The sequence below is a fragment of the Aureimonas sp. CAS genome (assembly GCF_059838215.1).
Map to the genome: position 1 here is coordinate 1,455,931 of NZ_CM187563.1, position 22,343 is coordinate 1,478,273.

The following is a 22,343-nucleotide window of genomic DNA, read 5'->3' on the forward strand; positions in this document are numbered from 1 at the left end:
TCACCGGGAGGGGCGGATGGTGAGCCTGATCGAAAGCTTCCGCGACTTCGCCTCGCGCGCTCCGACCGCGCTGGCGCTCGCAGGCGTCTCACCCGCGATCGGCGGCGAGGCGGAGCTGTTGGCCGCAATCCTCGCCGGGCGGATGCCGGACGGGCGGCGCGGCGATCTCGTCCGGACGCTGGCCCGGACGCACTTCGAGAGCGACGCCGCTTCGCTCGGCGCCGCCCTTCGCGACGTCGCCGCGACCTCGACGAAGGACGTGTCGCCCGGCGGGCCGGCGGCGACTCTCCTGTCGGCGAACGGGCTGCAGGCGCTGGTCGGTCATCGCGTCGCCCACGGCGCATGGGCCGCCGGGCGGCGCGAGGAGGCGATGGCGCTGAAGGTTCTCTTCACGCAGGCCTTCTGCTGCGAAATCCACCCGGCCGTGCGCCTCGGCGTCGGCATCTGGCTCGATCACGGCATCGGCTTCGTCGCCGGCTCGACGGCGGTGATCGAGGACGACGTCTCGATCTGGCATGGCGTGACGCTCGGCAGCAACCTGAAGGACCGGGGCGAGACGCGCCATCCGAGGCTCCGGCGCGGCTGCACGATCTGCGCCGGCGCGCTGCTGATCGGAGACATCGACATCGGGGAGGGTGCCGTCGTCGCGGCGGGCGCGGTCGTGCTGAAGAGCGTGGCCCCCGGCGTCAGCGTCGCGGGTGTGCCCGCGCGCGAGGTGGCGCGGCGCGAGACGTCGTTCAAGGGGTTCGAGGCGGACGCATGAGACATCTCGGCATCGACCATCCGCTGGTCGCCGTGCGCGACATCGAGGCCGCGCGCGGTGCCTACGAGGCGCTGGGTTTCAGGATGACGGCGGTCGGCCGCCACCCCTGGGGCACCAGCACGTCGCTCGCGGTCTTCCAGGACAGTCTGATCGAGCTGATCTCGATCGGAGACGAGACGCTACTCGACACCTACGCGGCCGGCGAGTTCCGCTTCGGCCGCGTGGTCGAGGCTCATCTGAAGGAGCGCGAGGGCATCAGCCTGATCGCGCTCAACAGCCGCGATGCGGAGGCCGACGCCGAGCGCCTGAGAGCTCGGGGCGTGCCCTTCCAGGGCTTCGTCCGCTTCGGCCGCGACGTGACGCTGCCGAACGGGGAGCGCGACCGTACCAGCGCGACGCTCGCGATCTTCGAGAGCCGCGAGCTGCCGCGCCTGTCAGCTTTCGCCTGCCAGCAGCACCGGCGCGACCTTCTTGAGGTGGCGGACTGGATGCGGCATCCGAACGGCTGCACCGGCTATGCCGGCGTCACCATCCTGGCGCAACGTCGGCGCTTCGACGAGGTGCGCGGGCGGCTGGCGGGCCTGTTCGGCGACGACGCGCTCTTCGAGACGCCGGACGGCTTCGGCTGTCACACGGCACGGGGGGACTTCTGGGTAAAGGACCGCGATGGAGCGCAGCGCGACCTCGGGACCCTTCCGGCCGACGTGACGGCGGCGGACGAGCCGGCCTGCGTCGCCCTGCATTTCCACGTGCCGTCGCTCGCGCGCGTCACGCCCTTCCTGAACGCGGCGGGTGTCGATCATCGCCGGAAGGCGGAGGGCATCGTCCTCGCCGAGCCGGAGCGGTTCGGCAACGTCGTCCTCGTCTTCCAGGAGACACAGGGCTGACAGAAGGAACCGGCCCGTTCGGCCGCTTCCCGGGTCCGGAATCGGGCGGGCGCTTGCCCTCGACATCGGGGTGACCGGACGCCACCTCTTGCCCCTGCGGTCGCGCGACGGCCGGGAAAGGCAGGGCCGCTCGTGCAATTCTCCTTCGACAACAGCTATGCCCGGCTCGGCGCGCCGTTCGCTCGGCCGACGAAGCCGACCGCCGTCTCCACACCGCTGCTCCTGAAGCTGAACCGTCCGCTGGCGGACGAGCTCGGTCTGGACGCCGATGCGCTCGCGGGGCCGGACGGCGCGGCGATCCTGTCCGGCAACCGCATCGCGGACGGCTCCGAACCCGTCGCCAGCGCCTATGCCGGGCACCAGTTCGGGCACTTCGTCCCGCAACTGGGGGACGGGCGCGCCATCCTTCTGGGCGAAATCGTCGACCGGAAGGGCCGGCGACGCGACATCCAGCTGAAGGGCGCCGGCCTGACGGAGTTCTCGCGCGGCGGCGACGGCCGGGCCGCCCTTGGCCCCGTGCTTCGGGAATATCTGGTCAGCGAGGCCATGGCGGCTCTCGCAATACCGACGACCCGCGCGCTCGCGGCCGTCTCCACGGGCGAATGGGTCTATCGCGAGACGCCGCTTCGCGGGGCCGTGCTGACGCGCGTCGCCAGCAGCCATATCCGCGTCGGCACCTTCCAGTTCTTCGCCGCGCGCCGCGACGATGCGTCCGTCCGTCGCCTCGCCGACCACGTGATCGAACGGCACTACCCGGAAGCGCGCGCGGCGGCCAACGCCTACCTGGCGCTTCTGGACGGCGTGATCGCGCGTCAGGCCGCTCTCGTCGCCCGCTGGATGCAGGTCGGCTTCGTCCATGGCGTGATGAACACCGACAACATGTCGATCGCGGGCGAGACGATCGACTACGGCCCCTGCGCCTTCCTCGACGTTTTCGACCCCGCCACCGTCTTCTCCTCGATCGACCGGGGCGGGCGCTACGCCTACGCCAACCAGCCGGGCATCGCGCAGTGGAATCTGACGCGGCTGGCCGAATGCCTCCTGCCGCTCCTCGACGCCGAAGAGGGCAAGGCCATCGAGACGGCGCAGACCCGTCTGGCCGGGTTCGCGGGCGACTTCGAGGAAGCCTATCTCGGCGGCTTCCGGGCCAAGCTCGGCCTCTCGACGACGCGGCCGGACGACCGGACGTTGATCGGCGAGCTGCTGGGCCGCATGGCGGCGCAGCGGGCGGACTTTACCCTGACCTTCCGGGGCCTCGGCCGAGCGGCGGACGATCCACGCGCCGATGCCTCCGTGCGGGCGCTCTTCGCGGACCCTTCCGCCTATGACGAATGGGCGCCGCGCTGGCGCGAGCGCCTGTCGGCCGAGCCGATGCCGGACGGTGCGCGCGGTGCGGCGATGGACGCGGTGAACCCTGCGGTCATCCCCCGGAACCATCGCGTGGAGGAGGCGCTGTCCGCCGCCTATGACGGCAACCTCCAGCCCTTCGAGCGGCTGAACGAGGCTCTGGCGCGACCTTTCGAGGACCGCCCGGACTTCGCCGACTATGCCGGCCTGCCGCCGGAGCGCGAGGAGGCCTACCGCACCTTCTGCGGGACCTGACGGGCGGTCCGGCCTCGATCCGCCGGGCGGCATCAGCCGGAGCGGTTTCGCGGGGTCTTCAGGAAGGCGATCCGATATGCGAGGCTCCGCGAGACGGGCGCAGCGGGTCGGCGGCATGGCGATGCTCCTCGCCGATCTGCGCGACGCTTCGACGGCTTTTCCGCCTGCCGGGAAGGGGCCCCGATCTCTCTTCGGGCGGCTCCTTCGCATGTTCGTTCAGACAGGACCTTCCATGGACACCTCGTTCTTCAAGGGCTGCATCCCGGCGCTGATGACGCCCTGCCGGCCGGATCGCACACCGGACTACGATGCGCTGGTCGCCACCGGCCGCTCGCTGATCGAGGCCGGAATGAGCGCCGTCGTCTACTGCGGATCGATGGGCGACTGGCCGCTTCTGACCGACGAGGAGCGCATGGAAGGCGTCGCGCGGCTGACGAAGGCCGGCATCCCGGTGATCGTCGGCACCGGCGCGGTCAACACGCGCTCGGCGGCCGCGCATGCCGCGCATGCGGCGAAAGCCGGCGCGGCGGGTCTGATGGTCATTCCGCGCGTCCTGTCGCGGGGCTCGTCCCCCGCCGCGCAGCGGGCCCATTTCGAGGCGGTCCTCTCGGCCGCGCCGGGCCTGCCCTCGGTCATCTACAACAGCCCGTACTACGGCTTCGCGACCCGGGCGGATCTCTTCTTCGCCTTGCGCGAGCGCCACGCGAACCTCATCGGCTTCAAGGAGTTCGGCGGCTCGTCCGATCTGCGCTACGCCGCGGAGACGATCACGTCGGGCAGCGACGACGTGATGCTGATGGTCGGCGTCGACACCAACGTCTTCCACGGCTTCGTCAATTGCGGCGCGGTGGGTGCGATCACGGGCATCGGCAACGCGCTGCCGAAGGAGGTTCTGCACCTCGTCGACCTGTCGCGAAAGGCCGCCGCGGGCGATGCGGCCGCCCGGCGCAGGGCGCTCGAACTCGACGCGGCGCTCGGGGTCCTGTCCTCCTTCGACGAGGGGCCGGACCTCGTCCTCTATTACAAGCATCTGATGGTTCTGAACGGGGAGGAGGCGTATCGCCTGCACTTCAACGAGACGGACGCGCTCAGCGAGAGCCAGCGTCGCTATGCCGAGACGCAGTATGCGTTGTTCCAGCGCTGGTACGCGGACTGGAACGCCTGACGGCCGCGTCCGTCGCGGGGGCGCCTCTCGCCGGCCGCGATGCGTCCTGGGGGGCGGCGCATGGCACGCGTTCGATGAGGAAAACTCATCGAACCCCTATCGCTTCTCATTTTACCTGGGACCTCATCGGGTCTATCCGATGAGGCTGAGTGATCGAGCGCGGCCCGCAAGGGCCGCCGGACGCTATGCGATGGGAGCCGTGACATGCCACTGAAGCCGAAAGACGCACCCGATCTCGGCCGCTTCGTCTGGGAGGATCCGTTCCGCCTCGACGAACAGCTTTCGGAAGAAGAGCGGATGCTGCGCGACGGCGCGCACGCCTTCGCGCAGGGCTCTCTCCAGCCGCGCGTCGTCGAGGCCTACGCGCAGGAGAAGACCGATCCGGCCATCTTCCGCGAGATGGGCGAGGCCGGCCTTCTCGGCGTCACGATTCCCGAGGAATACGGCGGCCTCGGCGCGTCCTACGTCGCCTATGGCCTCGTCGCGCGCGAGGTGGAGCGGGTCGATTCGGGCTACCGCTCGATGATGAGCGTGCAGTCCTCGCTCGTCATGTATCCGATCTACGCCTACGGCTCGGAGGAGCAGCGCAGGAAGTATCTGCCGAAGCTCGCGAGCGGCGAGTTCATCGGCTGCTTCGGCCTGACCGAGCCCGATGCGGGCTCGGACCCCGCCGGCATGAAGACCGTCGCGAAGAAGACCGCCAACGGCTACGTCCTCAACGGTTCCAAGACCTGGATATCGAACTCGCCGATCGCCGACGTGTTCGTGGTCTGGGCGAAATCCGAGGCCCATGGCGGCAAGATCCGCGGCTTCGTCCTTGAGAAGGGCATGACGGGCCTTTCGGCTCCGAAGATCGACGGCAAGCTGAGCCTTCGTGCCTCCATCACCGGCGAGATCGTGATGGACGGCGTCGAGGTGTCGGAGGAGGCGCTGCTTCCCAATGTTGAGGGGTTGAAGGGGCCTTTCGGCTGCCTCAACCGGGCGCGCTACGGCATCTCCTGGGGCGTGATGGGCTCGGCCGAGTTCTGCTTCCACGCCGCGCGCCAGTATGGGCTCGACCGCCAGCAGTTCGGTCGCCCGCTGGCCCAGACGCAGCTCTTCCAGCTCCGCCTCGCCGACATGATGACCGACATCTCGCTGGGCCTGCAGGCGAGCCTTCGCGTCGGCCGCCTTCTCGACGACGCCAACGCCGCGCCGGAGATGATCTCGATCGTCAAGCGCAACAATTGCGGCAAGGCGCTCGACATCGCCCGTCGCGCCCGCGACATGCACGGCGGCAACGGCATCTCGCAGGAGTATCAGGTCATCCGGCACATGGTGAACCTGGAGACGGTCAACACCTACGAGGGGACGCACGACGTTCACGCGCTGATCCTCGGGCGGGCGATCACGGGCCTGCAGGCCTTCGTCTGAGACCAGCGATGAGCATAGAAGGGCCTGCCGCCGGAGCGCCGCTCGCCGGCCTCAAGGTGGTCGAACTGGCGCGCATCCTCGCAGGCCCCTGGATCGGCCAGACCCTGGCCGATCTCGGCGCGCAGGTGGTGAAGGTCGAGGCGCCGGAGGGCGACGACACGCGCAGCTGGGGCCCACCCTTCGTGGAGCGCGTCCTTGCCGACGGGAGCGTGGATCGGACCGCGGCCTATTTCCACGCCGCCAATCGCGGCAAGCGCTCGGTTACCTGCGACTTCCGCGACGAGGACGATCTCGCCGAGCTCCGGTCGCTCATCGCCGGCGCGGACGTCGTGATCGAGAACTTCAAAGTCGGGGGCCTGAAGAAGTACGGGCTCGATTACGAAAGCGTCTCGGCGGAGAATCCACGCCTCGTCTATGCCTCGATCACCGGCTTCGGCCAGGACGGGCCGATGGCCCATCTGCCGGGATACGACTTCCTGATCCAGGGCCTGTGCGGCATCATGGACCTGACGGGCGAGCCCTCCGGCGAGCCTCAGAAGATCGGCGTCGCCTGGATCGACATTCTGACGGGCCTCTACGGCACCATCGGCATCCAGGCCGCGCTCGCCGAGCGCGAGCGGACGGGGAGGGGGCAGCATGTCGATCTGTCGCTGCTCGATTGCGGCGTCGCGGCGCTCGCCAATCAGGCGATGAACTTCATGTCCTCGGGTGTCGCGCCGAGCCGTCTGGGCAACGCGCATCCCAACATCGTTCCCTATCAGGTCTTCGCCTGCGCCGACGGCCACGTGATCGTCGCCTGCGGCAACGACCGGCAGTTCGCGGCCTTCGCTGATCTGCTCGGCCTCGCCGAACTCGCCTCCGATCTGCGCTACGCCACCAATCCGGCACGGGTGGAGAACCGCGGTGATCTCGTGCCGCGGCTGGCGGCGCGCACGTCGACGCGAACTCGTGAGGATCTCATCGCGGCGATGCAGGCCGGCGGCGTTCCCGGCGGGCCGATCAACACGGTGGCCGACGCCATCCGTCATCCGCAGGTCGAGCATCGGGCGCTGCGGATCGAGCCGGAGGGCGTGCCGGGCCTGCGCACGCCGATCCGCTTCTCGCGCAGTGCGCTCGACCTCGACCGCGCGGCGCCTCCGCTGGCCCGCCGCTGATCGCCTTCGATCGGCTCGTTCACGCTTTCGTGGGCGTTCGTCGAACGCAAGAGGCTTGCAACGTCCATTGCAGCTCACAATGTGAAGCCGACTTTGAGCGCCGTCCGAACCTTGGCGAACGGCGCAACAGACCTCTTCGAAAGCCCCATGATCAGACTGACCTACGCTTCGACGCTTCAGGACTCCGTCGGGTCCGATGATCTGGACGCGATCGTCGCTCACGCTGCGCGGCGCAACGCCGAGGCCGGCATTTCCGGGATCCTCGCGGTCGAGGATCGGCGTGTCTGTCAGGTTCTGGAAGGGGAGGAGAAGGCGGTCGAAACGCTCTATCAGCGGATCCTGGCCGATCCGCGCCACGACGGCGTCGTGGAACTGGCGCGCCACCCGATCGATAGCCGCACCTTCGCGGACTGGAGCATGAGCCGGCGGCCGATGTTCGACGTGGTCATGGCCGCCTTCGCGCAAGGGCGGAAGGCGCATTCGCCCGAAGGGACGGTCGTCGAACTGTCCTGAAAGAGACGGGGCTCCCGTTCCGATTGGAGCGCCGTGCGTGCGATTGGACGCACAAAGGTCGCTCTAACTCTCTGGATTGGCGCATCAGGCTTTCCTAACATCGATTCCGATTTTCGGGCGGATGCCGCAGGCCTCATGCGACGGGATCGACGACGTCCCCGTCCGGAAGGCCCCAAGGCTTCAGCGAGGAGCGGATGGCGTCGGCCAGCCTCTCGAACCGCGCGGCGCGGGGCGAAGCGTTGCGCCAGACCATGGAGATGTCGCGCACCGGAGCGCGTGAGGCGAGCGGCCTTGCCACGACGAGCTTCTCGCGCAGAACGTCCGACCGCACGTAGAGGGCGGGCAAAAGCGTGATGCCCATGCCGGTCGAGACCATCAGGCGCAGCGTATCGAGCGTGGTCCCGGCGTAGTCGCTGGCGTGGTTCGCCCCGACCTCCTGGCAGAGCGTCGCGATCTGGTCGTGCAGGCGGTGTCCGCGCTCCATGGTCAGCACGGTTTCGCCGGCCAGCGACGCCGGGTCGATCGTCTCGCAGGCGGCGAGGCGGTGATCGGCCGGGAGCACGAGATGGAGCGGCTCGCGCATCAGACAGACCGACGTGAAATCGTGCTGCTCCAGCGGCTGCGGCATGAGCAGGACGTCATGCGTTCCGTCCGAGAGCTTGGCCGGCAGATTCTCGATCCGGTCCTCGCGAACGAGAACGCGGAGCCCGGGATAGGAGCGCCGCAGGGTCGGCATCGCCAGCGACAGGACGTACGCCCCGACCGTCTGGACGACGCCCATGCGAAGCGAGCCGTCGAGGGCCGGTCCGTCGCCGCCGCGCGCGATCTCGCGGATGTCCTCGACGCCCGCGAGAATGTCGCGCGCCCGCCGCACCACCTCCGAGCCGACGGGCGTCATGAGAACGCGCGTTCGCGTGCGCTCCACCAGCGTCGCGCCGAGATTGTTCTCCAGCTCCTTCAACTGCATGCTGAGCGTCGGCTGAGTCACCGCGCAAGCCTCGGCCGCCCGACTGAAGCTCAGCGTGTCGGCAATGGCGACGAGATATCGGAGTTGCTGGAGGCGAGGCATCGTGGCCTTCTTATAGAGAATCTCTATCGACTGTCAGGGTCTTTCCGATTTCCCTTGTGCGGCTACCTTTGTTATCCGGCTGTTGAATCCACCCGGCGAGTTGCGTTTGACCCTTTCCCTTCTGGTTTTGACGACCTTTGTGGCGAGCGCCTTGGCTCGCCCTTTTCTCGTTCGCGTGCCCCGCGTGGGGGCCTGGATCGTCGCCGCGATACCGGCGGCGCTCTTCGTCTGCTTTATGCTGCTCGGGTCGGGCGCGCCCGTCGTCGAGACCCTGTCCTGGGTGCCCTCGCTCGGCGTTGAGCTGACCTTCCGTCTGGACGGCTTCTCGCTTCTCTTCTGCCTTCTCATCACCGGCATCGGAACGCTGGTGACGCTCTATGCCGGAGCCTATTTCGCCGAGAAGCCGCCGGAGAAGGGGGCGAGCTTCATCGCCCTGATCCTTCTCTTCATGGGCGCGATGCTCGGCACGGTCCTGTCCGACAATCTCATCGTGCTGTTCGTCTTCTGGGAGCTGACGAGCCTCGTCTCCTTCCTTCTGATCGGCTTCGATTCCCATCAGGTCGCTGCCCGCAAGGCCGCGCTGCAGTCGCTCGTGGTGACGGCCGGCGGCGGCCTCTGCCTCTTCGCGGCCATCCTGCTTCTGGGATCGGCCGTCGGCACGTTCAGCCTGTCGGAGATCGCGACGCGCGGCGACGAACTCGTCTCGTCCCCGCTGGCGCCGGCCATTCTGATTCTCCTGTGTCTCGGCGCCTTCACCAAGTCGGCGCAGGTGCCGTTCCACTTCTGGCTCCCGAACGCGATGCAGGCGCCGACGCCCGCCTCGGCCTATCTGCACTCCGCCACGATGGTGAAGCTCGGCGTCTACATCCTGGCGCGCTTCGACCAGGCCTTCGTCGGCATGCCCGCCTTCGGCACGACGCTGGTCGTCTTCGGCACGGCGACGCTGATCGTCGGCGGCATGCGGGCGATGATGCAGTCCGGCTTCAAGGCGCTGCTGGCCCAGTCGACGGTCGGCTCGCTCGGCCTTCTCGTCCTTCTCATCGGCCTTGGCGGAGAGGTCGCGGCCGTCGCGACCGTCTCCTTCATCCTCGCTCATGCGCTCTACAAGGCCGCGCTCTTCTTCTGCGCGGGTACCGCGATCCACGCGACGGGCACCTCTCAGGTCACCCAGATGCATGGGCTCGCGGGCTCGCTTCCCATGACCGCCGGGGCCGCCGCCCTGGCGGCGATCTCCATGGCCGGTCTGCCGCCCATGGTCGCCTTCATCGCCAAGGAGCTGGTCTTCGAGGCGCAGCTCGCGGACGCCGCCGGCGCCTTCGTCATCGCCCTGACCGTCATCGGAAACGCCGCCTTCGTCACGATCGCGCTCCTGTCGGCGATCGACCCCTTCTGGAAGGGGCGTTCGCAGCCGAGCAAGATCAAGCACCGCGAGACGGCCGGAATGGTGGTCGGCCCGGTCGTTCTGGCGGGTCTCGGCCTTCTGTTCGGCCTCTTCCCCGGTCTGGTCGCCTCCACGCTGATCGAGCCGGCGGCGGGCGCGCTCGTCGGCGCGCCGGTCGAGGCGTCCTTCTACCTCTGGCACGGCTTCACGCCCATGCTGGCGCTGAGCGTCGCCGTCGTCGTCCTCGGCATCGTTCTCTATTTCGTCTGGGCGCGGGTCCATTTCCGTCTCGGGCAGGTGCCGTTCCTCGTCGCGCTTCTGGGAGACCGCGGCTACTACGCCGTCTTCGATGGCATCCTCGGTCTGGCGGAGCGGTCCACGCGCTGGCTGCAGAACGGTGACGGCCGGCACTACGCCGCGCTCGTGCTGGCCGCGACGCTGGCGATCCTGGCGGGAGGGCTGTGGGCCGCGTCTCCGGGCTTCGCCTTCGCCCCCGACGTCTCGGACGTGCGCGTCGCGCCCGCCATCGTTCTCGCCTTCATGGCCGTGGGCGCGGTCGCCGCCGTGCGGTTGCGCTCGCTTCTGGCGGCGCTCGTGGCGGTCGGCATCGTCGGCTTCGGCTCCGCCCTCGTCTTCCTCCTGAACGGCGCGCCCGACCTCGCGCTCACCCAGTTCTCGGTCGAGGTGCTTCTGGTCGTGATCCTGACGGCGCTTCTGCTGCGCCTGCCTCTTCGGCCGGTCGCGACGCGGTCGCGAGGGGAGCTGCGGCTCGACGCCGCTCTGTCGGCCTCCTTCGGCATCATCGTCTTCGTCGCGCTGGCGGCGATGGTCGCCACGCCCTTCGATCCGCGTCTTTCGGAGTTCTTCGCGCGGGCGAGCTACCCGGACGCGTGGGGCCGGAACGTGGTGAACGTCATCCTCGTCGACTTCCGCGCGATCGATACGCTCGGTGAGATCGCCGTCGTCTGTTTCGCCGCGATCGGCGTCTGGAGCCTTCTGCGACGCCAGCCCGCCGGGAGGAGCGCACGATGAACTCGGTCGTCTTCACCGCCTTCTCCAGGCTCTTCTTCGGGCTGATGATCGCGGTCTCGCTCTACATCCTCTATCGCGGCCACAACGAGCCCGGCGGCGGCTTCGTCGGCGGGCTCGTCGCCGCCTCCGGTTTCGCGATCCTCGCGCTCGCCGACGGGGTCGGCGCCGCGCGGCGCGCGCTCCGCGTCCATCCGGTCACGGCCATGGGCGTCGGCCTCGTCCTGGCGCTGATCTCCGGCATTCCGGGGATCTTCACGCACGGCTCCTTCCTGACCCATTGGTGGCTTCACATCGGCAGCTTCCACACCGGCACCGCCCTGATCTTCGACATCGGGGTCTATTTCGTCGTCGTCGGAGGAATTCTCTCCTTGGTCCTTCGCTTCTACGAGGAGGACTGACGCCATGTCCCTCCTCTATGCCGCCGCCATATCGATCATCGCCGCCTGCGGCGTGTTCCTCATCCTGTCCCGGCACGTGGTGCGCATCCTGTTCGGCGTCGCGCTCCTGTCGGCGGCCGTGAACCTCGCGATCCTCTATGCGGGCCGCCTCGTCTCGACGCTTCCTCCGGTCATTCCGGGCGGTGAGACAGCGCTCGCCGTGGAGGCCGCCAATCCCTTGCCCCAGGCCCTCGTCCTGACCGCCATCGTGATCGGTTTCGCGCTCGTCGCCTTCGTCGCCGCGCTCGCGCTGCGCATCCAGCGCTCGTTCGGAACGCTGGACGAACGCGAGCTGAACGCCGCCGAACGCCTCGGCAGTCCCTTCGACAAGGACGGCGCGCGCCCATGATCGAGATGTTCCTTCAGAACGCCGTGCTCTGGCCGGTGGCGGTTCCGCTCGCCACCGCCTCGATCTGCGCCGCCCTGTGGGGCCGCGCCGGCGCGCAGCGCGTGGCCTCGGGAATCGGCACCGTCGCGATCTTCCTGGTGGGCCTCGTCCTGGTGGCCCAGGTCGTCGCCGACGGCACCCAGTCGATCCAGTTCGGCAACTGGGCCGCGCCCTTCGGCATCAGCTTCGTCGCCGACCGGCTGGGCTCGGCCATGGCGGCCATCACCGGCCTGATGGCGCTGGCGACCATGATCTTCGGCATCGCCGACATCCGGCGGCGCGAGGAGCGGGCGGGCTTCCACGTCCTCTTCCACGGCATGCTGGCCGGCGTGAACGGCGCCTTCCTGACCGGCGACGTCTTCAATCTCTATGTCTGGTTCGAGATCATGCTCATCACCGCGATGGGCCTGCTCGGCCTTCGCGGTACGCGCGCGCAGCTCGACGGCGTCCTGAAATACGCCGTGCTGAACCTCTTCTCGACGCTGCTCTTCCTTCTGGCCGTCGCGCTCCTCTACGGCGCCACGGGCACGCTGAACATGGCCGATCTGGCGCGCATCATGCCGACGCTCGAGCCTTCGGCGACGCTCACCGTCTCGGCGCTGCTGTTCCTGGCCGGGTTCGGCATCAAGGCGGGCTACTTCCCGCTCTTCTTCTGGCTGCCGGCCTCCTACCACACGGCCTCGATCACGGTGGCGGCCATCTTCGCGGGCCTCCTGACCAAGGTCGGCGTCTACGCCTGCTTCCGCATCTTCACGCTGGTCTTCGCGGTTCAGGAGAACGGGCTGCAGACGATCCTCGGCATCATCGCCGCGGGCACCATGCTGTTCGGCGTCTTCGGCGCGGCGGTGCAGTGGGACGTGCGGCGAATCCTGGCGTTCCACATCGTCAGCCAGATCGGCTACATGCTCCTCGGCCTCGCACTGGCGACGCCAGCGGCGCTGGCGGGCGGCGTCTTCTACATCGTCCACCACATCGTGGTGAAGGCGAACCTCTTCCTCGTCGCCGGTGCGATCCACCGCGCCTCCGGGACCTACGATCTGCGCCGGTCGGGCGGGCTTTTGAAGCGCACGCCGCTTCTCGCCTTCCTGTTCCTCGTGCCGGCGCTGTCGCTCGGCGGCATCCCGCCCCTGTCGGGCTTCTGGGCGAAGTTCATGGTGATCGACGCGTCGCTGCAGGCGCAGGCCTGGTGGCTGGCGGGCGTGGCGCTCTTCACCGGCGTCTTGACGCTCTATTCGATGACGAAGATCTGGAGCGAGGCCTTCTGGAAGTCGCCGGTGCTTCCGCGCCGCCAGGCGCGCGCCATCCCCGCGCCCATGCTGATCGCCATCGCGCTTCTGTCGGCCATCACGGTCGCGATCGGTCTCTTCGCCGAGCCGCTCGTCCTCTTCGCCAACGAGACGGGCGAGGGGCTCACCGATCCCACCTCCTACATCGAGGCCGTCTTCGGCCCGGCCCCGAGCACGCCGGAGCTGACGCAATGAGCGCATCCATGACCAGCCGCATCGCGGAGAGCGTCGTTCTGGCGGGCGTCTTCATGCGCGAGCTCCTGAAGTCCTCCGTCGCCGTGGCCCGGGCCGCCTTCGCCCGCGAGCCGCGCACGGATTCGGCCATCATCGCCATGCCGATCGAACTGCGGACCGATTTCGGGATCGCCGTCCTCGCCAATCTGATCACGCTGACGCCGGGCACCTGCTCGCTGCACGTCAGCGAGGACAAGCGGACGCTCTACATCCACACGCTCGACACGCAGGACCCCGACGGTATCATCGCCGATATCCGCCGGACGTTCGAAAGCCGCCTGAAGAGGATCGAGGGATGATCGGCACCGTATCGGCTCTTCTCGACTGGACCAGCGCCGCGCTCGTCGCCGTCCTGATGATCCCGCTGGCCATGACCTTCTGGCGCATGCTCCGCGGACCGGGCTATGCGGACCGCTTCATCGCGGTCGACATGCTGACCGGCATCGCGGTCGCGATGGCGGCGCTCACCGCGGGCACCACCGGGCGCCGCGAGTTCCTCGACGTGGCCTTCGGGATCGCGCTCATCGCCTTCGTCGCGACCTGCGCCTTCGCCGCGTTTCTGGAGCGGAAAGGACGCAATCAATGATCGTCTTCGATGTTCTGAGCCTTGTCTCCAAGCTCGTCGGCGTCGTCTTCCTCTTCGCGGCGGCGCTCGGCCTCATCCGCTTCCGCGATCCGTTCCAGCGGATGCACGCCGCGACAAAGGCCGGAACCCTGGGTGCGGGCTTCGTCGTGCTCGGCGCCATCCTGCAGCTGCAGCGGCTCGACGTGACGCTGATGGGCGGCGCGGCGGTCCTCTTTCTTCTCCTGACCATTCCGGTCGCGGGCCATCTTCTCGGCCGCGCCTCCTACATTTCGGGCGCCAATCTGGAAGGGCTGAAGGGCGGCGACGCCCTCGTCGACGTCCTCGACCGCCAGCCGGAATCGCTGGAGGCCCGCTCGGCGCGTCTGGACGGCAGATCGGGAAGATGACCGGACGGGACGCGCGTTCGCGGCCCATCGAGCGAACGAGCGCCTGATGCAGACCACCGCGTCCCGACCATGAGCGCCCTCGAACGGACGGGCCGGTTCGAGAGCCTGAGGCATCGCCTCCGCCATCTCTATCACGGCCGCACCAAGGGTGCCCTGCGCTACCAGCGCGGGGTGCTGATCGTCGATTTCGTCATCATCGCCTTCTTCATCGCGACGCCCGTGCTGCGCGATCAGGCGATCTTCCTGTGGGTCGACTACGCGGTCGCCTTCGTCGTCGCCGCCGAACTGTCCGCGCGCGGGCTCGCTTCGCGCGACCCCGGTCGATGGCTCCGCGAACCGGCGGTGATCGTGGACATGGTGGTCCTCGTCACGCTGCTCTTTCCCTACACCTTCTCCAATTGGGGTTTCCTGCGCATCCTCCGGCTCTGGACGCTCTCGCGCAACGAGGTGTTCTGGCGCGCCTTCGTCGGCGGGTCCCTGCGGCGCTGGGAGGAGACGGTCCGCGCCGCGCTGAACCTCGTGACCTTCCTCTTCGTCTCGACCGGCTTCGTCTACACCTTCTATTTCCGCAACGGGTCGGGGCTGGAGGGCTATGTCGACGCCCTCTACTTCACGGTCGCCACCGTGACGACGACCGGTTTCGGGGACATCACGCTGCCGGGTACGGCGGGCAAGCTGACCTCGATCGTGATGATGATCTGCGGCATCTCCCTGTTCGTTCGCCTCGGCCAGTCGATCTTCCGTCCGGCGCGGGCGACCTATCCGTGCCCGCAGTGCAATCTGCAGAAGCACGACATCGACGCGGTCCATTGCAAGGCGTGCGGCCACCTCCTGAAGATTCCCGATCCGGGCGAGTGAACCTGCGGGAGAAGCGGTCGAAGCAGGTCCGGGCGGGGAAAGACGACGCCGGGAACGCAAAGGGCATGAGAAGGTCATCGCCTTTCCACACGATCCGGGTATGTCTTCTTCCGCGAATGAAGGCCTACAGCATCGGCCCGAAAATCGGGATCGATTTTCGGAAAGCCTGATGCGCAGGTTCAAGGAGATGGAGCGACCTTTGTGCGTCCAATCGGACGCACGGCGCTCTAGGAAAGGACCGGGCGAGTTGGGTCGAGCGAATGGAGTTCCCGTGAAGAAGCGCTGGCCCGCACGGATCGTGGACGCCGTCTGGCCGCGAATGGGCCCGAGGCGCTACGGCCGTTACCTGCTTCGCCGGATCGAGCGGATGGCCGCCGCTCCGCATGCGGTGGCGGCCGGGGTCGCGGCCGGAGCCTCGGTCAGCGTCTTTCCGCTGATCGGTGTGCACTTCATCCTCGGCTTCGTGCTGGCGTTCCTGACGCGCGGGAGCATGGTCGCCGCCGCGATCGGAACCGTGTTCGGCAACCCGCTGACCTTCCCGATCCTGTTTTCCGCCTCCTACCAGATCGGCCGCTGGATCACGCCGGGCAGCGACCGGGCGGCCGAAGCGATCATGCGCGGCAACGAGATCGAGGACCTGATGGGAACGATGGTCTCCGAGGGGATCGGCATGATCTGGCCGGTCTGGAAGACCATGATGGTCGGCGCCATCCCGATCGCGATCGTGACCTACATCGTCATCTACGTCCTGGTTCGCACGCTGCTGAGCCGGTCCCATGCGATCCGCCGCATCCGCCGCCGGCGCATGGCCGGCGAGGAGGGCGCGCGCTGACGGGCGGGGCGCGCGCCGAAGCCCTCCGACGCGACCGGGTTCATCCGTAGAGCCAGCCGGCCATCGCGCTGTAGAGCGGCAACCCCACCACGATGTTGAAGGGGAAGGTGATGGCGAGCGAGCAGGTCAGATAGTAGCCGGGATTGGCTTCGGGCAGCGCCAGGCGCACGGCCGCCGGGGCCGCGATGTAGGACGCGCTGGCCGCCAGCGTGCCGAGGATGATCGCGCCGCCCTGCGAAAGGCCGCTGGCGTGGGCGAGGCCGATGCCGAGCGCGGCGTGCACGACCGGCATGGCGATGGCGAAGAGCCCGAGCTTCATTCCGACCTGGCGGAAGTCCGCGATCCGGCTCGCGGCCAGCCGTCCGAGTTCCAGGAGGAACAGGCAGAGGAGACCCGGAAAGAGATCGACGAACAGCGGCTTCACGCTCGTCATGCCCTGCGGCCCGATCAGGGCGCCGATGGCGAGTCCGCCGCCCAGCAGAAGGACGCTCTTCGACGTGAAGGCGTCCGCGATGACGTTGGACAGGTCGGGTCCCGGCCCGCCGAGGACCACGGCCGCGCCGCTCCGGTTCACCTCGGCTCTCGAGGCGAGCGCCGCGAAGCCCGCCAGCGCGATGGCGACGACGATCGCAGGGATTTCCATGATGGCGAGAAGGGCCGGCGCGTAGCCCTCGAACGGGATCGCGCTCTGGTCCAGCAGCGTTGTCGCCGCCGCGAAGGTGACGGCCGAGACGGAGCCATAATGCGCAGCCATCGCCGCTGCATCGGCGACGCCGAGCCCGGCATAGCGCCGAAGAAGGGCGAAGCACCAAAGGGGGATCGCGCAGCCGAGGAAGAGGGCCGCAGCGATCGGAGCCGCGAGCTCGTCCAGCGACCGCCCGACCAGCTCGACGCCGCCCTTCAGGCCGAGCGCCAGCATCAGGTAGATCGACAGCGCCGCGACGATCGGTTCGGGAAGGCGCAGATCGGATCGCACGAAGACCGCGACGGCCCCGAGCACGAAGCACAGGATGGCGGGAGTGAGCAGGCTGGAGGCGGCGAGTTCGAGCATGGCGGACCCTTTCGATGGCGTCGGGCCTCTTTGCCGATCTCGTGATCCTTTGGAAAATGAATAGTCCTGGCGTTTGTCATTGCGTTCGGCAATGATAGGTCCATGCCTCAGCGTCTTGACCATGCGCTTCTGCGAACCTTCGTTACGGCCGCCGACGCCGGCAGCCTCACCCGCGCGGCCGAACGGCTGCATCTGAGCCAGCCGACGATCAGCCTGCAGCTCAAGCGGCTGGAGGAGTCGCTCGGCTGCCGTCTGATCGAGCGCAGCCCGCGCAGCTTCCATCTGACGGGCGAGGGCGAGACCCTGCTCGGCTACGGGCGCCGGATCCTGGCGCTGGCGGACGAAGCGATCGGCCGTCTGACCGATGCGAGAATGACGGGCCGGGTTCGGCTCGGAACGCCGGAGGATTTCGCCACGACCCATCTGCCGGGCGTTCTGGCGGCTTTCTCGCGGGCTCATCCCGGCGTCGCGCTCGAAGTGACGACCGACCTGACCCTCAATCTGGTCGATCGCTTCCAGGGCGGCGAGTTCGACATCGTTCTCATCAAGCGCGATCCGATCGGCCCGAGCGAGGGCGTGCGCGTCTGGCGCGAACCCTTGGTCTGGACCTGCGCGGCGGGGCAGGGGGCAGGCTTCGAGGACGCCGCGCGCGACCTGCCGCTCGTCGTCTCGCCCCATCCTTGCGTCTATCGAAGGCGCGCCCTGCGCGCGCTCGACGCCGCGGGGCGCCGCTGGCACGTGGTCTACACCTCGACCTCGCTGGCCGGGGCGCAGGCCGCCGTGCGCGCGGGGCTCGGCGTGACGGTCCTTCCCGCCGGCATGGTGCCGCCGGACTTCCGCAAGCTGGACGGCAGGGCAGGCCTGCCGCCGCTGCCGGAGGCGGAGATCGCCTTGATGCTCGCGAGCTCCGTCGATCCGGCGGCCGAGCGTCTGGCGGAGCACGTCGTCAGTTCCCTGGAACAGGCCGTCTGACCCAGCGCGCGGCGAACTGAAACCCCGGCTCCGTCACCTTCGAGCTTCATCAGCGTCCTCGCGTTATCGCGCTTGAATATTAGGGTCGTCTAATTTAGAAAGCGCTACAAAAGAGGGCGCGGCATGGACGGGATGCAGGAATTCGAAGCCAAGGCGAGCGAGGTCGCGACCATTCTCAAGGCGGTCGCCAACGAGAAGCGCCTGATGCTGTTGTGCAAGCTGCTCGACATGGGCGAGGCCAGCGTGGGCACGCTGGCCGACAGCGTGGGGCTCTCGCATTCGGCGCTCTCGCAGCATCTGGCGGTGCTCCGCGAACTTCGGATCGTCGCCTTCCGCCGGGAAAGCCAGACGCTCTGGTACCGCATCTCCGATCCCCGGATCGAGGCGCTGTTCGCCAGCCTGCAGGGTCTGTTCTGCCCGCCTGCCGAGACGGGGGAGGCCCTCCCGTCCGACCATTCCGCGACATCCCGAGGATGACGAGCATGGAGCAGTTCACGCCTCTTTCCGCCCTTTCCGGGGGAATGCTGATCGGCCTTTCGGCCGCGATCCTCGTCCTGGCCAACGGGCGCATCGCCGGGATCAGCGGCATTCTGGGCGGCGCGCTCCGCCCGGCCGGGTCGGACGCCGCGTGGCGCATCGCCTTCCTGGCCGGACTTCTCGCAGCCGCTCCGGCGCTGGCCCTGGCCGGCTATGCGCTGCCGCCGGTCGAGATCGACGCGGCGCTCCCGGTCGTCGTCCTCGCCGGGCTTCTGGTCGGTTTCGGCAGCCGCCTCGGCTCCGGCTGCACCAGCGGGCACGGCGTCTGCGGAATCGCGCGGGGCTCGCGACGCTCCATCGTCGCGACGCTGACCTTCATGGCGAGCGCGGGTGTCACCGTCGCGCTCGTGCGCCACGTGTGGGGAGCCTGAGCGATGGCGCGCCTTCTCCTCGCTCTCCTCTCGGGTCTCCTGTTCGGCGCCGGGCTCGTCGTCTCGCAGATGGTGAACCCCGCCAAGGTTCTCGGCTTCCTCGACCTGCTCGGCGACTGGGACCCGAGCCTCGCCTTCGTGATGCTCGGCGCGATCCTCGTCGCCGCGCCGGCCTTCGCCCTGGCGGGGCGGATGGACCGGCCGCTCGCGGCACCCCGTTTCGAGGTCCCCGTGCGGCGGGACATCGACCGTCCTCTTCTCGTCGGCGCGGTCCTGTTCGGCCTCGGCTGGGGCCTCGTCGGCCTCTGCCCGGGTCCCGCGCTGGCGGCGCTCTCCATCGACCCGGCGGGCGTTCTGGTCTTCGTTGCGGCGATGCTCGCGGGTGTGGTCCTGTTTCCGGCGATATCGGCTCGCAGCGCTCGCACCTCCCCGTCGCCTTCGGAGGCCGAAGCGTGACCCCGGCGCCTTCGGCCCTGATGGCCGCCACCGGATCGGGCAGCCTCGTCGGTCTCGTGCTCGGCCTCTTCGGCGGGGGCGGGTCCATCCTGGCCGTGCCGCTTCTGGTCTATGCGGTCGGCATGTCGTCGCCGCATGTGGCGATCGGCACCGCGGCGGTGGCGGTGGCGGCCAGCGCGCTGGGCAATCTCGTTCCCCATGCGCGCGCGGGAACCGTGAAATGGCGCTGCGCCGCGGTGTTCGCGCTGGCCGGCGTCGCGGGGTCGCTCGCCGGCGCGGCCGCCGCCAAGGTCATGGACGGCGAGCGCCTGCTGGCTCTGTTCGGTCTCGTGATGGTCGGCGTCGGTCTCGCCATGATGCAACGCCGGTCGAACGCGGGCGACCCGAAGGTGCGTCTGACGTGGCGAAGCGCCGCCCGTCTTCTGCCCCTGCTCATCGGTATCGGGCTCGTCGTCGGGCTGTTCTCCGGCTTCTTCGGCATCGGGGGCGGATTCCTGATCGTACCGGGCCTCGTCCTGGCGACGGGCATGCCGCTGGCCTTCGCGATCGGAACCTCGCTGGTCGGCGTGGCGGCCTTCGGCGCGGCCACGGCCGCGAGCTATGCGGCCTCCGGTCTCGTCGACTGGCCGGTGGCCGGCCTCTTCGTCCTCGGCGGCCTTGCGGGCGGGTGGATCGGCGCGCGTCTGAGCCGGCATCTGGCAGGGCGCAAGCAGGCGCTCGGCATCGCCTTCGCCGGGCTCGTCGTGACCGTCGGCCTGTTCATCACCGTCCGGGGACTGCCGGCTCTCCTCGGCTGAGGACCCATCCATTTCCGGGAGACAACAGCATGGCATCGCCCGTTCCTCCGAAGAGCCGCCCGGTGGTGACCGGCTTTTTCGACAAGCGCACCTTCAGCATCCAGTACGTGGTGGCGGACCCGGAGACGCGGGCCTGTGCCATCATCGATCCGGTGCTCGACTTCGATCCCAAGTCCGGCGCGACCGCGACGCGCTCCGCCGACGCGCTTCTCGCGTTCATCGAGCGCGAGGGACTGAGGCTCGAATGGATCCTCGACACTCATCCGCATGCCGACCACTTCTCCGCCGCCGGCTACCTCCACGACCGCACGGGTGTCCCGACCGGCATCGGCGAGAAGGTGCGCGGGGTTCAGGCGCTCTGGAAGGACCTCTACGACCTGCCGGAAGACTTTCCGGTCGACGGTTCGCAATGGAGCCGGCTGTTCGCGGACGGCGAGCGCTTTCGCATCGGCGGTCTGGAGGCGGACGTGATCTTCACGCCGGGGCACACGCTCGCCTCCGTCGCCTACAGGATCGGTGACGCGGTCTTCGTGCACGACACCCTGTTCATGCCGGACGGCGGAACGGCGAGGGCGGATTTTCCCGGTGGCGACGCGGGAGCCTTGTGGGACAGCATCCAGCGCATCCTCGCGCTGCCGGATGGAACGCGCGTCTTCACCGGGCACGACTATCAGCCGGACGGGCGCGAGCCGCGCTGGGAATCGACGGTCGAGGCGCAGCGCCGAGACAACATCCACCTCGTCCGGGCGCCGACGCGCGAGGCCTTCGTCGCCCTGCGCGAGGCGCGCGACCGCGAACTCGCCATGCCGAATCTGATCCTGCACGCCTTGCAGGTGAACATCCGCGGCGGGCGGCTGCCGGAGCTCCAGGGGAACGGCCGCCGCTATCTCAAGATCCCGCTCGACGCACTGGACGTCGAGGCGTGGTGACGGATGGCCGTCTAGGGTGTGTCCCCATAAACAGGAACGAAATGGCGCGAGGTCCGGCGATGAGATGCGAGGAGAAGCGCGACGAGCGGGCCGATGCCCGGTCGAGCGGTTCGACGACGCAGCTCGAAGCCGGGACCGCGTCCCTTCGGGATCGGGCGCTCCGGGGCGGCAACTTCGTCGCGAAAGCTCGAAAATGCCCGCATTTCCTTCGCTCTCGCTCCTCGTATCCGGCCCGGATCGTCCCGACCATTTCCGTCCCTGCTTATGGGGACACACCCTAGACCGCTTCGCGAACGGGCCGGTGGCCGAGACTTTCGGCGAACCGGGCGAGAAGGTCGGGGTCGAACTGGCCGTGCCATCTCGACATGCGATCGAGAGCGAGCGAGGTCGGCCAGGCCTCCTTGTAAGGCCGGATCGAGGTGACGGCGTCGAACACGTCGCAGATCGAGACGAGCCGCAGTTCCAGGCCGATCTCCTCGCCCGAGAGCCCTGCGGGGTAACCCTTGCCGTCCGGCCGCTCGTGGTGGTGAAGGCAGATCCGGCGAACGAGGTCGGGCAGATCCTGCTGCGCGGCGAGGATCTCGATCCCGCGCTCGGGATGGGTGCGCATCAGCGCCATTTCCTCGTCGGTCAGTTTGCCGGGCTTGCCAAGGAGCGCGCGGGGGATCGAAAGCTTGCCGACGTCATGTAGAAGGGCGGCAAGCCCCAGAAGCTGGACGGTTTCGGCGTCGAGCTTCAGATAACGGCCGAAGTGAACGACCAGGGCGCAGACGGCGACGCTATGGCGGTAGCTGTATTCGTCACGACTCTTCAGCCGCGTGATCTTCAGGAGCGCGTCGGGCCGATCCTGCATCCGAGCCTGCACCTCGCGCACCACCGCGCCGGCGAGGTCAAGGTCCAGCCCGGTCCCGGCGTCCGCCTGGGAGAAGAGCCGTTTCAGATCGCTGGTCGTGCGTCGCAGCGTTTCCATCGCGCGGCGAACGTCCGGACTGGGCCGGGCGGTTCGCGGCCCGGTCCGGGCGGGACTCTTCGTTGCCGTGACGGCGACGGGCTTTCCCTTCAGATCGTCGATCCAGAGGTTGCGGATCGCGCTGCGCCGCAGCTTGGCGAGATCGCTCGCACTGGTCAGCCGGAAACGGGTCCGCCAGAACGGATTGTCGAACCAGTCACCCTCGAGTCCGGCCACGTACATTCCGACTTCGAGCTGTTCGGTGCTGATGCGGCGCAACATGCCCCTTCTCCCA

General features: G+C 68.6%; 25 protein-coding genes. 22 read left to right on the forward strand and 3 right to left on the reverse strand.

Annotated features, from left to right (window positions below):
- Positions 1-16 precede the first annotated feature (16 nt).
- The 7 genes from AC6R2M_RS07135 (at position 17) to AC6R2M_RS07165 (ending at position 7,497) form a co-directional block, all read left to right on the forward strand.
- On the forward strand, positions 17-763 hold the full coding sequence (locus AC6R2M_RS07135) for an LbetaH domain-containing protein (RefSeq protein WP_500486870.1): 747 nt from the start codon (positions 17-19) through the stop codon (positions 761-763).
- Positions 760-1,650, forward strand: a complete 891-nt coding sequence (locus tag AC6R2M_RS07140) for a VOC family protein (RefSeq protein ID WP_500486872.1) — start codon at positions 760-762, stop codon at positions 1,648-1,650. The genes AC6R2M_RS07135 and AC6R2M_RS07140 overlap by 4 nt, the downstream gene beginning before the upstream one ends.
- A 132-nt stretch (positions 1,651-1,782) precedes the next feature.
- Positions 1,783-3,252, forward strand: a complete 1,470-nt coding sequence (locus tag AC6R2M_RS07145) for a protein adenylyltransferase SelO (RefSeq protein WP_500486874.1) — start codon at positions 1,783-1,785, stop codon at positions 3,250-3,252.
- 232 nt (positions 3,253-3,484) lie between these two features.
- Positions 3,485-4,417 carry a dihydrodipicolinate synthase family protein gene (locus AC6R2M_RS07150; protein WP_500486876.1) on the forward strand — a complete coding sequence of 311 codons (933 nt, stop codon included), beginning with the start codon at positions 3,485-3,487 and terminating at the stop codon, positions 4,415-4,417.
- Positions 4,418-4,621: 204 nt separating this feature from the next.
- The gene (locus AC6R2M_RS07155) at positions 4,622-5,830 is read left to right on the forward strand and encodes an acyl-CoA dehydrogenase (protein ID WP_500486878.1); all 1,209 of its coding nucleotides are present in this window, start codon (positions 4,622-4,624) and stop codon (positions 5,828-5,830) included.
- A gap of 8 nt (positions 5,831-5,838) precedes the next feature.
- Complete coding sequence (locus AC6R2M_RS07160; protein ID WP_500486880.1) at positions 5,839-6,984, forward strand: CaiB/BaiF CoA transferase family protein; 1,146 nt, start codon at positions 5,839-5,841, stop codon at positions 6,982-6,984.
- Between the two features lie 147 nt (positions 6,985-7,131).
- Complete coding sequence (locus tag AC6R2M_RS07165; protein ID WP_500486882.1) at positions 7,132-7,497, forward strand: BLUF domain-containing protein; 366 nt, start codon at positions 7,132-7,134, stop codon at positions 7,495-7,497.
- Between the two features lie 133 nt (positions 7,498-7,630).
- Here AC6R2M_RS07165 and AC6R2M_RS07170 read toward each other — a convergent pair whose 3' ends face one another.
- The gene (locus tag AC6R2M_RS07170) at positions 7,631-8,566 is read right to left on the reverse strand and encodes a LysR substrate-binding domain-containing protein (RefSeq protein ID WP_500486884.1); all 936 of its coding nucleotides are present in this window, start codon (positions 8,564-8,566) and stop codon (positions 7,631-7,633) included.
- Between the two features lie 151 nt (positions 8,567-8,717).
- Here AC6R2M_RS07170 and mbhE point away from each other — a divergent pair, with 151 nt between their 5' ends.
- The 9 genes from mbhE to AC6R2M_RS07215 all read left to right on the forward strand — a co-directional run bounded on the left by mbhE (position 8,718) and on the right by AC6R2M_RS07215 (position 15,986).
- On the forward strand, positions 8,718-10,979 hold the full coding sequence (gene mbhE / locus AC6R2M_RS07175; RefSeq protein WP_500486886.1) for a hydrogen gas-evolving membrane-bound hydrogenase subunit E: 2,262 nt from the start codon (positions 8,718-8,720) through the stop codon (positions 10,977-10,979).
- Positions 10,976-11,377, forward strand: coding sequence for an MnhB domain-containing protein (locus AC6R2M_RS07180; RefSeq protein ID WP_500486888.1), 402 nt, complete (start codon positions 10,976-10,978; stop codon positions 11,375-11,377). Before mbhE ends, AC6R2M_RS07180 begins: the two co-directional genes overlap by 4 nt.
- 4 nt (positions 11,378-11,381) lie before the next feature.
- The gene (locus tag AC6R2M_RS07185) at positions 11,382-11,765 is read left to right on the forward strand and encodes an NADH-quinone oxidoreductase subunit K (protein WP_500486890.1); all 384 of its coding nucleotides are present in this window, start codon (positions 11,382-11,384) and stop codon (positions 11,763-11,765) included.
- Complete coding sequence (locus AC6R2M_RS07190; RefSeq protein ID WP_500486892.1) at positions 11,762-13,285, forward strand: proton-conducting transporter transmembrane domain-containing protein; 1,524 nt, start codon at positions 11,762-11,764, stop codon at positions 13,283-13,285. The genes AC6R2M_RS07185 and AC6R2M_RS07190 overlap by 4 nt, the downstream gene beginning before the upstream one ends.
- An 8-nt stretch (positions 13,286-13,293) precedes the next feature.
- Positions 13,294-13,623, forward strand: a complete 330-nt coding sequence (locus tag AC6R2M_RS07195; RefSeq protein WP_500486894.1) for a Na+/H+ antiporter subunit E — start codon at positions 13,294-13,296, stop codon at positions 13,621-13,623.
- Entirely contained in the window at positions 13,620-13,910 is a 291-nt protein-coding gene (locus AC6R2M_RS07200; RefSeq protein WP_500486896.1) for an MrpF/PhaF family protein, read from the forward strand. The genes AC6R2M_RS07195 and AC6R2M_RS07200 overlap by 4 nt, the downstream gene beginning before the upstream one ends.
- Complete coding sequence (gene mnhG, locus AC6R2M_RS07205) at positions 13,907-14,296, forward strand: monovalent cation/H(+) antiporter subunit G (protein ID WP_500486898.1); 390 nt, start codon at positions 13,907-13,909, stop codon at positions 14,294-14,296. The genes AC6R2M_RS07200 and mnhG overlap by 4 nt, the downstream gene beginning before the upstream one ends.
- Positions 14,297-14,365: 69 nt before the next feature.
- On the forward strand, positions 14,366-15,154 hold the full coding sequence (locus tag AC6R2M_RS07210) for a potassium channel family protein (RefSeq protein ID WP_500486900.1): 789 nt from the start codon (positions 14,366-14,368) through the stop codon (positions 15,152-15,154).
- A 271-nt stretch (positions 15,155-15,425) separates the two neighbouring features.
- Entirely contained in the window at positions 15,426-15,986 is a 561-nt protein-coding gene (locus tag AC6R2M_RS07215) for a DUF2062 domain-containing protein (protein WP_500486902.1), read from the forward strand.
- A 40-nt stretch (positions 15,987-16,026) separates the two neighbouring features.
- Here AC6R2M_RS07215 and AC6R2M_RS07220 read toward each other — a convergent pair whose 3' ends face one another.
- Positions 16,027-17,037: a sodium-dependent bicarbonate transport family permease gene (locus AC6R2M_RS07220; RefSeq protein WP_500486904.1), complete on the reverse strand. Its 1,011-nt coding sequence runs from the start codon at positions 17,035-17,037 to the stop codon at positions 16,027-16,029.
- Positions 17,038-17,139: 102 nt separating this feature from the next.
- Between AC6R2M_RS07220 and AC6R2M_RS07225 the strand changes: the two genes are divergently transcribed.
- The 6 genes from AC6R2M_RS07225 (at position 17,140) to AC6R2M_RS07250 (ending at position 21,099) form a co-directional block, all read left to right on the forward strand.
- Positions 17,140-18,009 (forward strand): LysR substrate-binding domain-containing protein, encoded by an 870-nt coding sequence (locus tag AC6R2M_RS07225; protein WP_500486906.1) that lies wholly within the window; start codon positions 17,140-17,142, stop codon positions 18,007-18,009.
- A gap of 123 nt (positions 18,010-18,132) precedes the next feature.
- Entirely contained in the window at positions 18,133-18,486 is a 354-nt protein-coding gene (locus AC6R2M_RS07230) for an ArsR/SmtB family transcription factor (RefSeq protein ID WP_500486908.1), read from the forward strand.
- A gap of 5 nt (positions 18,487-18,491) precedes the next feature.
- The gene (locus AC6R2M_RS07235; protein WP_500486910.1) at positions 18,492-18,917 is read left to right on the forward strand and encodes a YeeE/YedE family protein; all 426 of its coding nucleotides are present in this window, start codon (positions 18,492-18,494) and stop codon (positions 18,915-18,917) included.
- A 3-nt stretch (positions 18,918-18,920) separates the two neighbouring features.
- Positions 18,921-19,373: a DUF6691 family protein gene (locus tag AC6R2M_RS07240; RefSeq protein WP_500486912.1), complete on the forward strand. Its 453-nt coding sequence runs from the start codon at positions 18,921-18,923 to the stop codon at positions 19,371-19,373.
- Positions 19,370-20,170, forward strand: a complete 801-nt coding sequence (locus AC6R2M_RS07245; RefSeq protein WP_500486914.1) for a sulfite exporter TauE/SafE family protein — start codon at positions 19,370-19,372, stop codon at positions 20,168-20,170. Before AC6R2M_RS07240 ends, AC6R2M_RS07245 begins: the two co-directional genes overlap by 4 nt.
- A 29-nt stretch (positions 20,171-20,199) precedes the next feature.
- Positions 20,200-21,099: an MBL fold metallo-hydrolase gene (locus AC6R2M_RS07250; RefSeq protein ID WP_500486916.1), complete on the forward strand. Its 900-nt coding sequence runs from the start codon at positions 20,200-20,202 to the stop codon at positions 21,097-21,099.
- 277 nt (positions 21,100-21,376) lie between these two features.
- On the opposite strand, the gene AC6R2M_RS07255 is transcribed toward AC6R2M_RS07250, so the two are convergent.
- A complete protein-coding gene (locus tag AC6R2M_RS07255; protein WP_500486918.1) occupies positions 21,377-22,330 on the reverse strand; it encodes an HD-GYP domain-containing protein in 954 nt (317 codons plus the stop codon).
- Positions 22,331-22,343 lie beyond the last annotated feature (13 nt).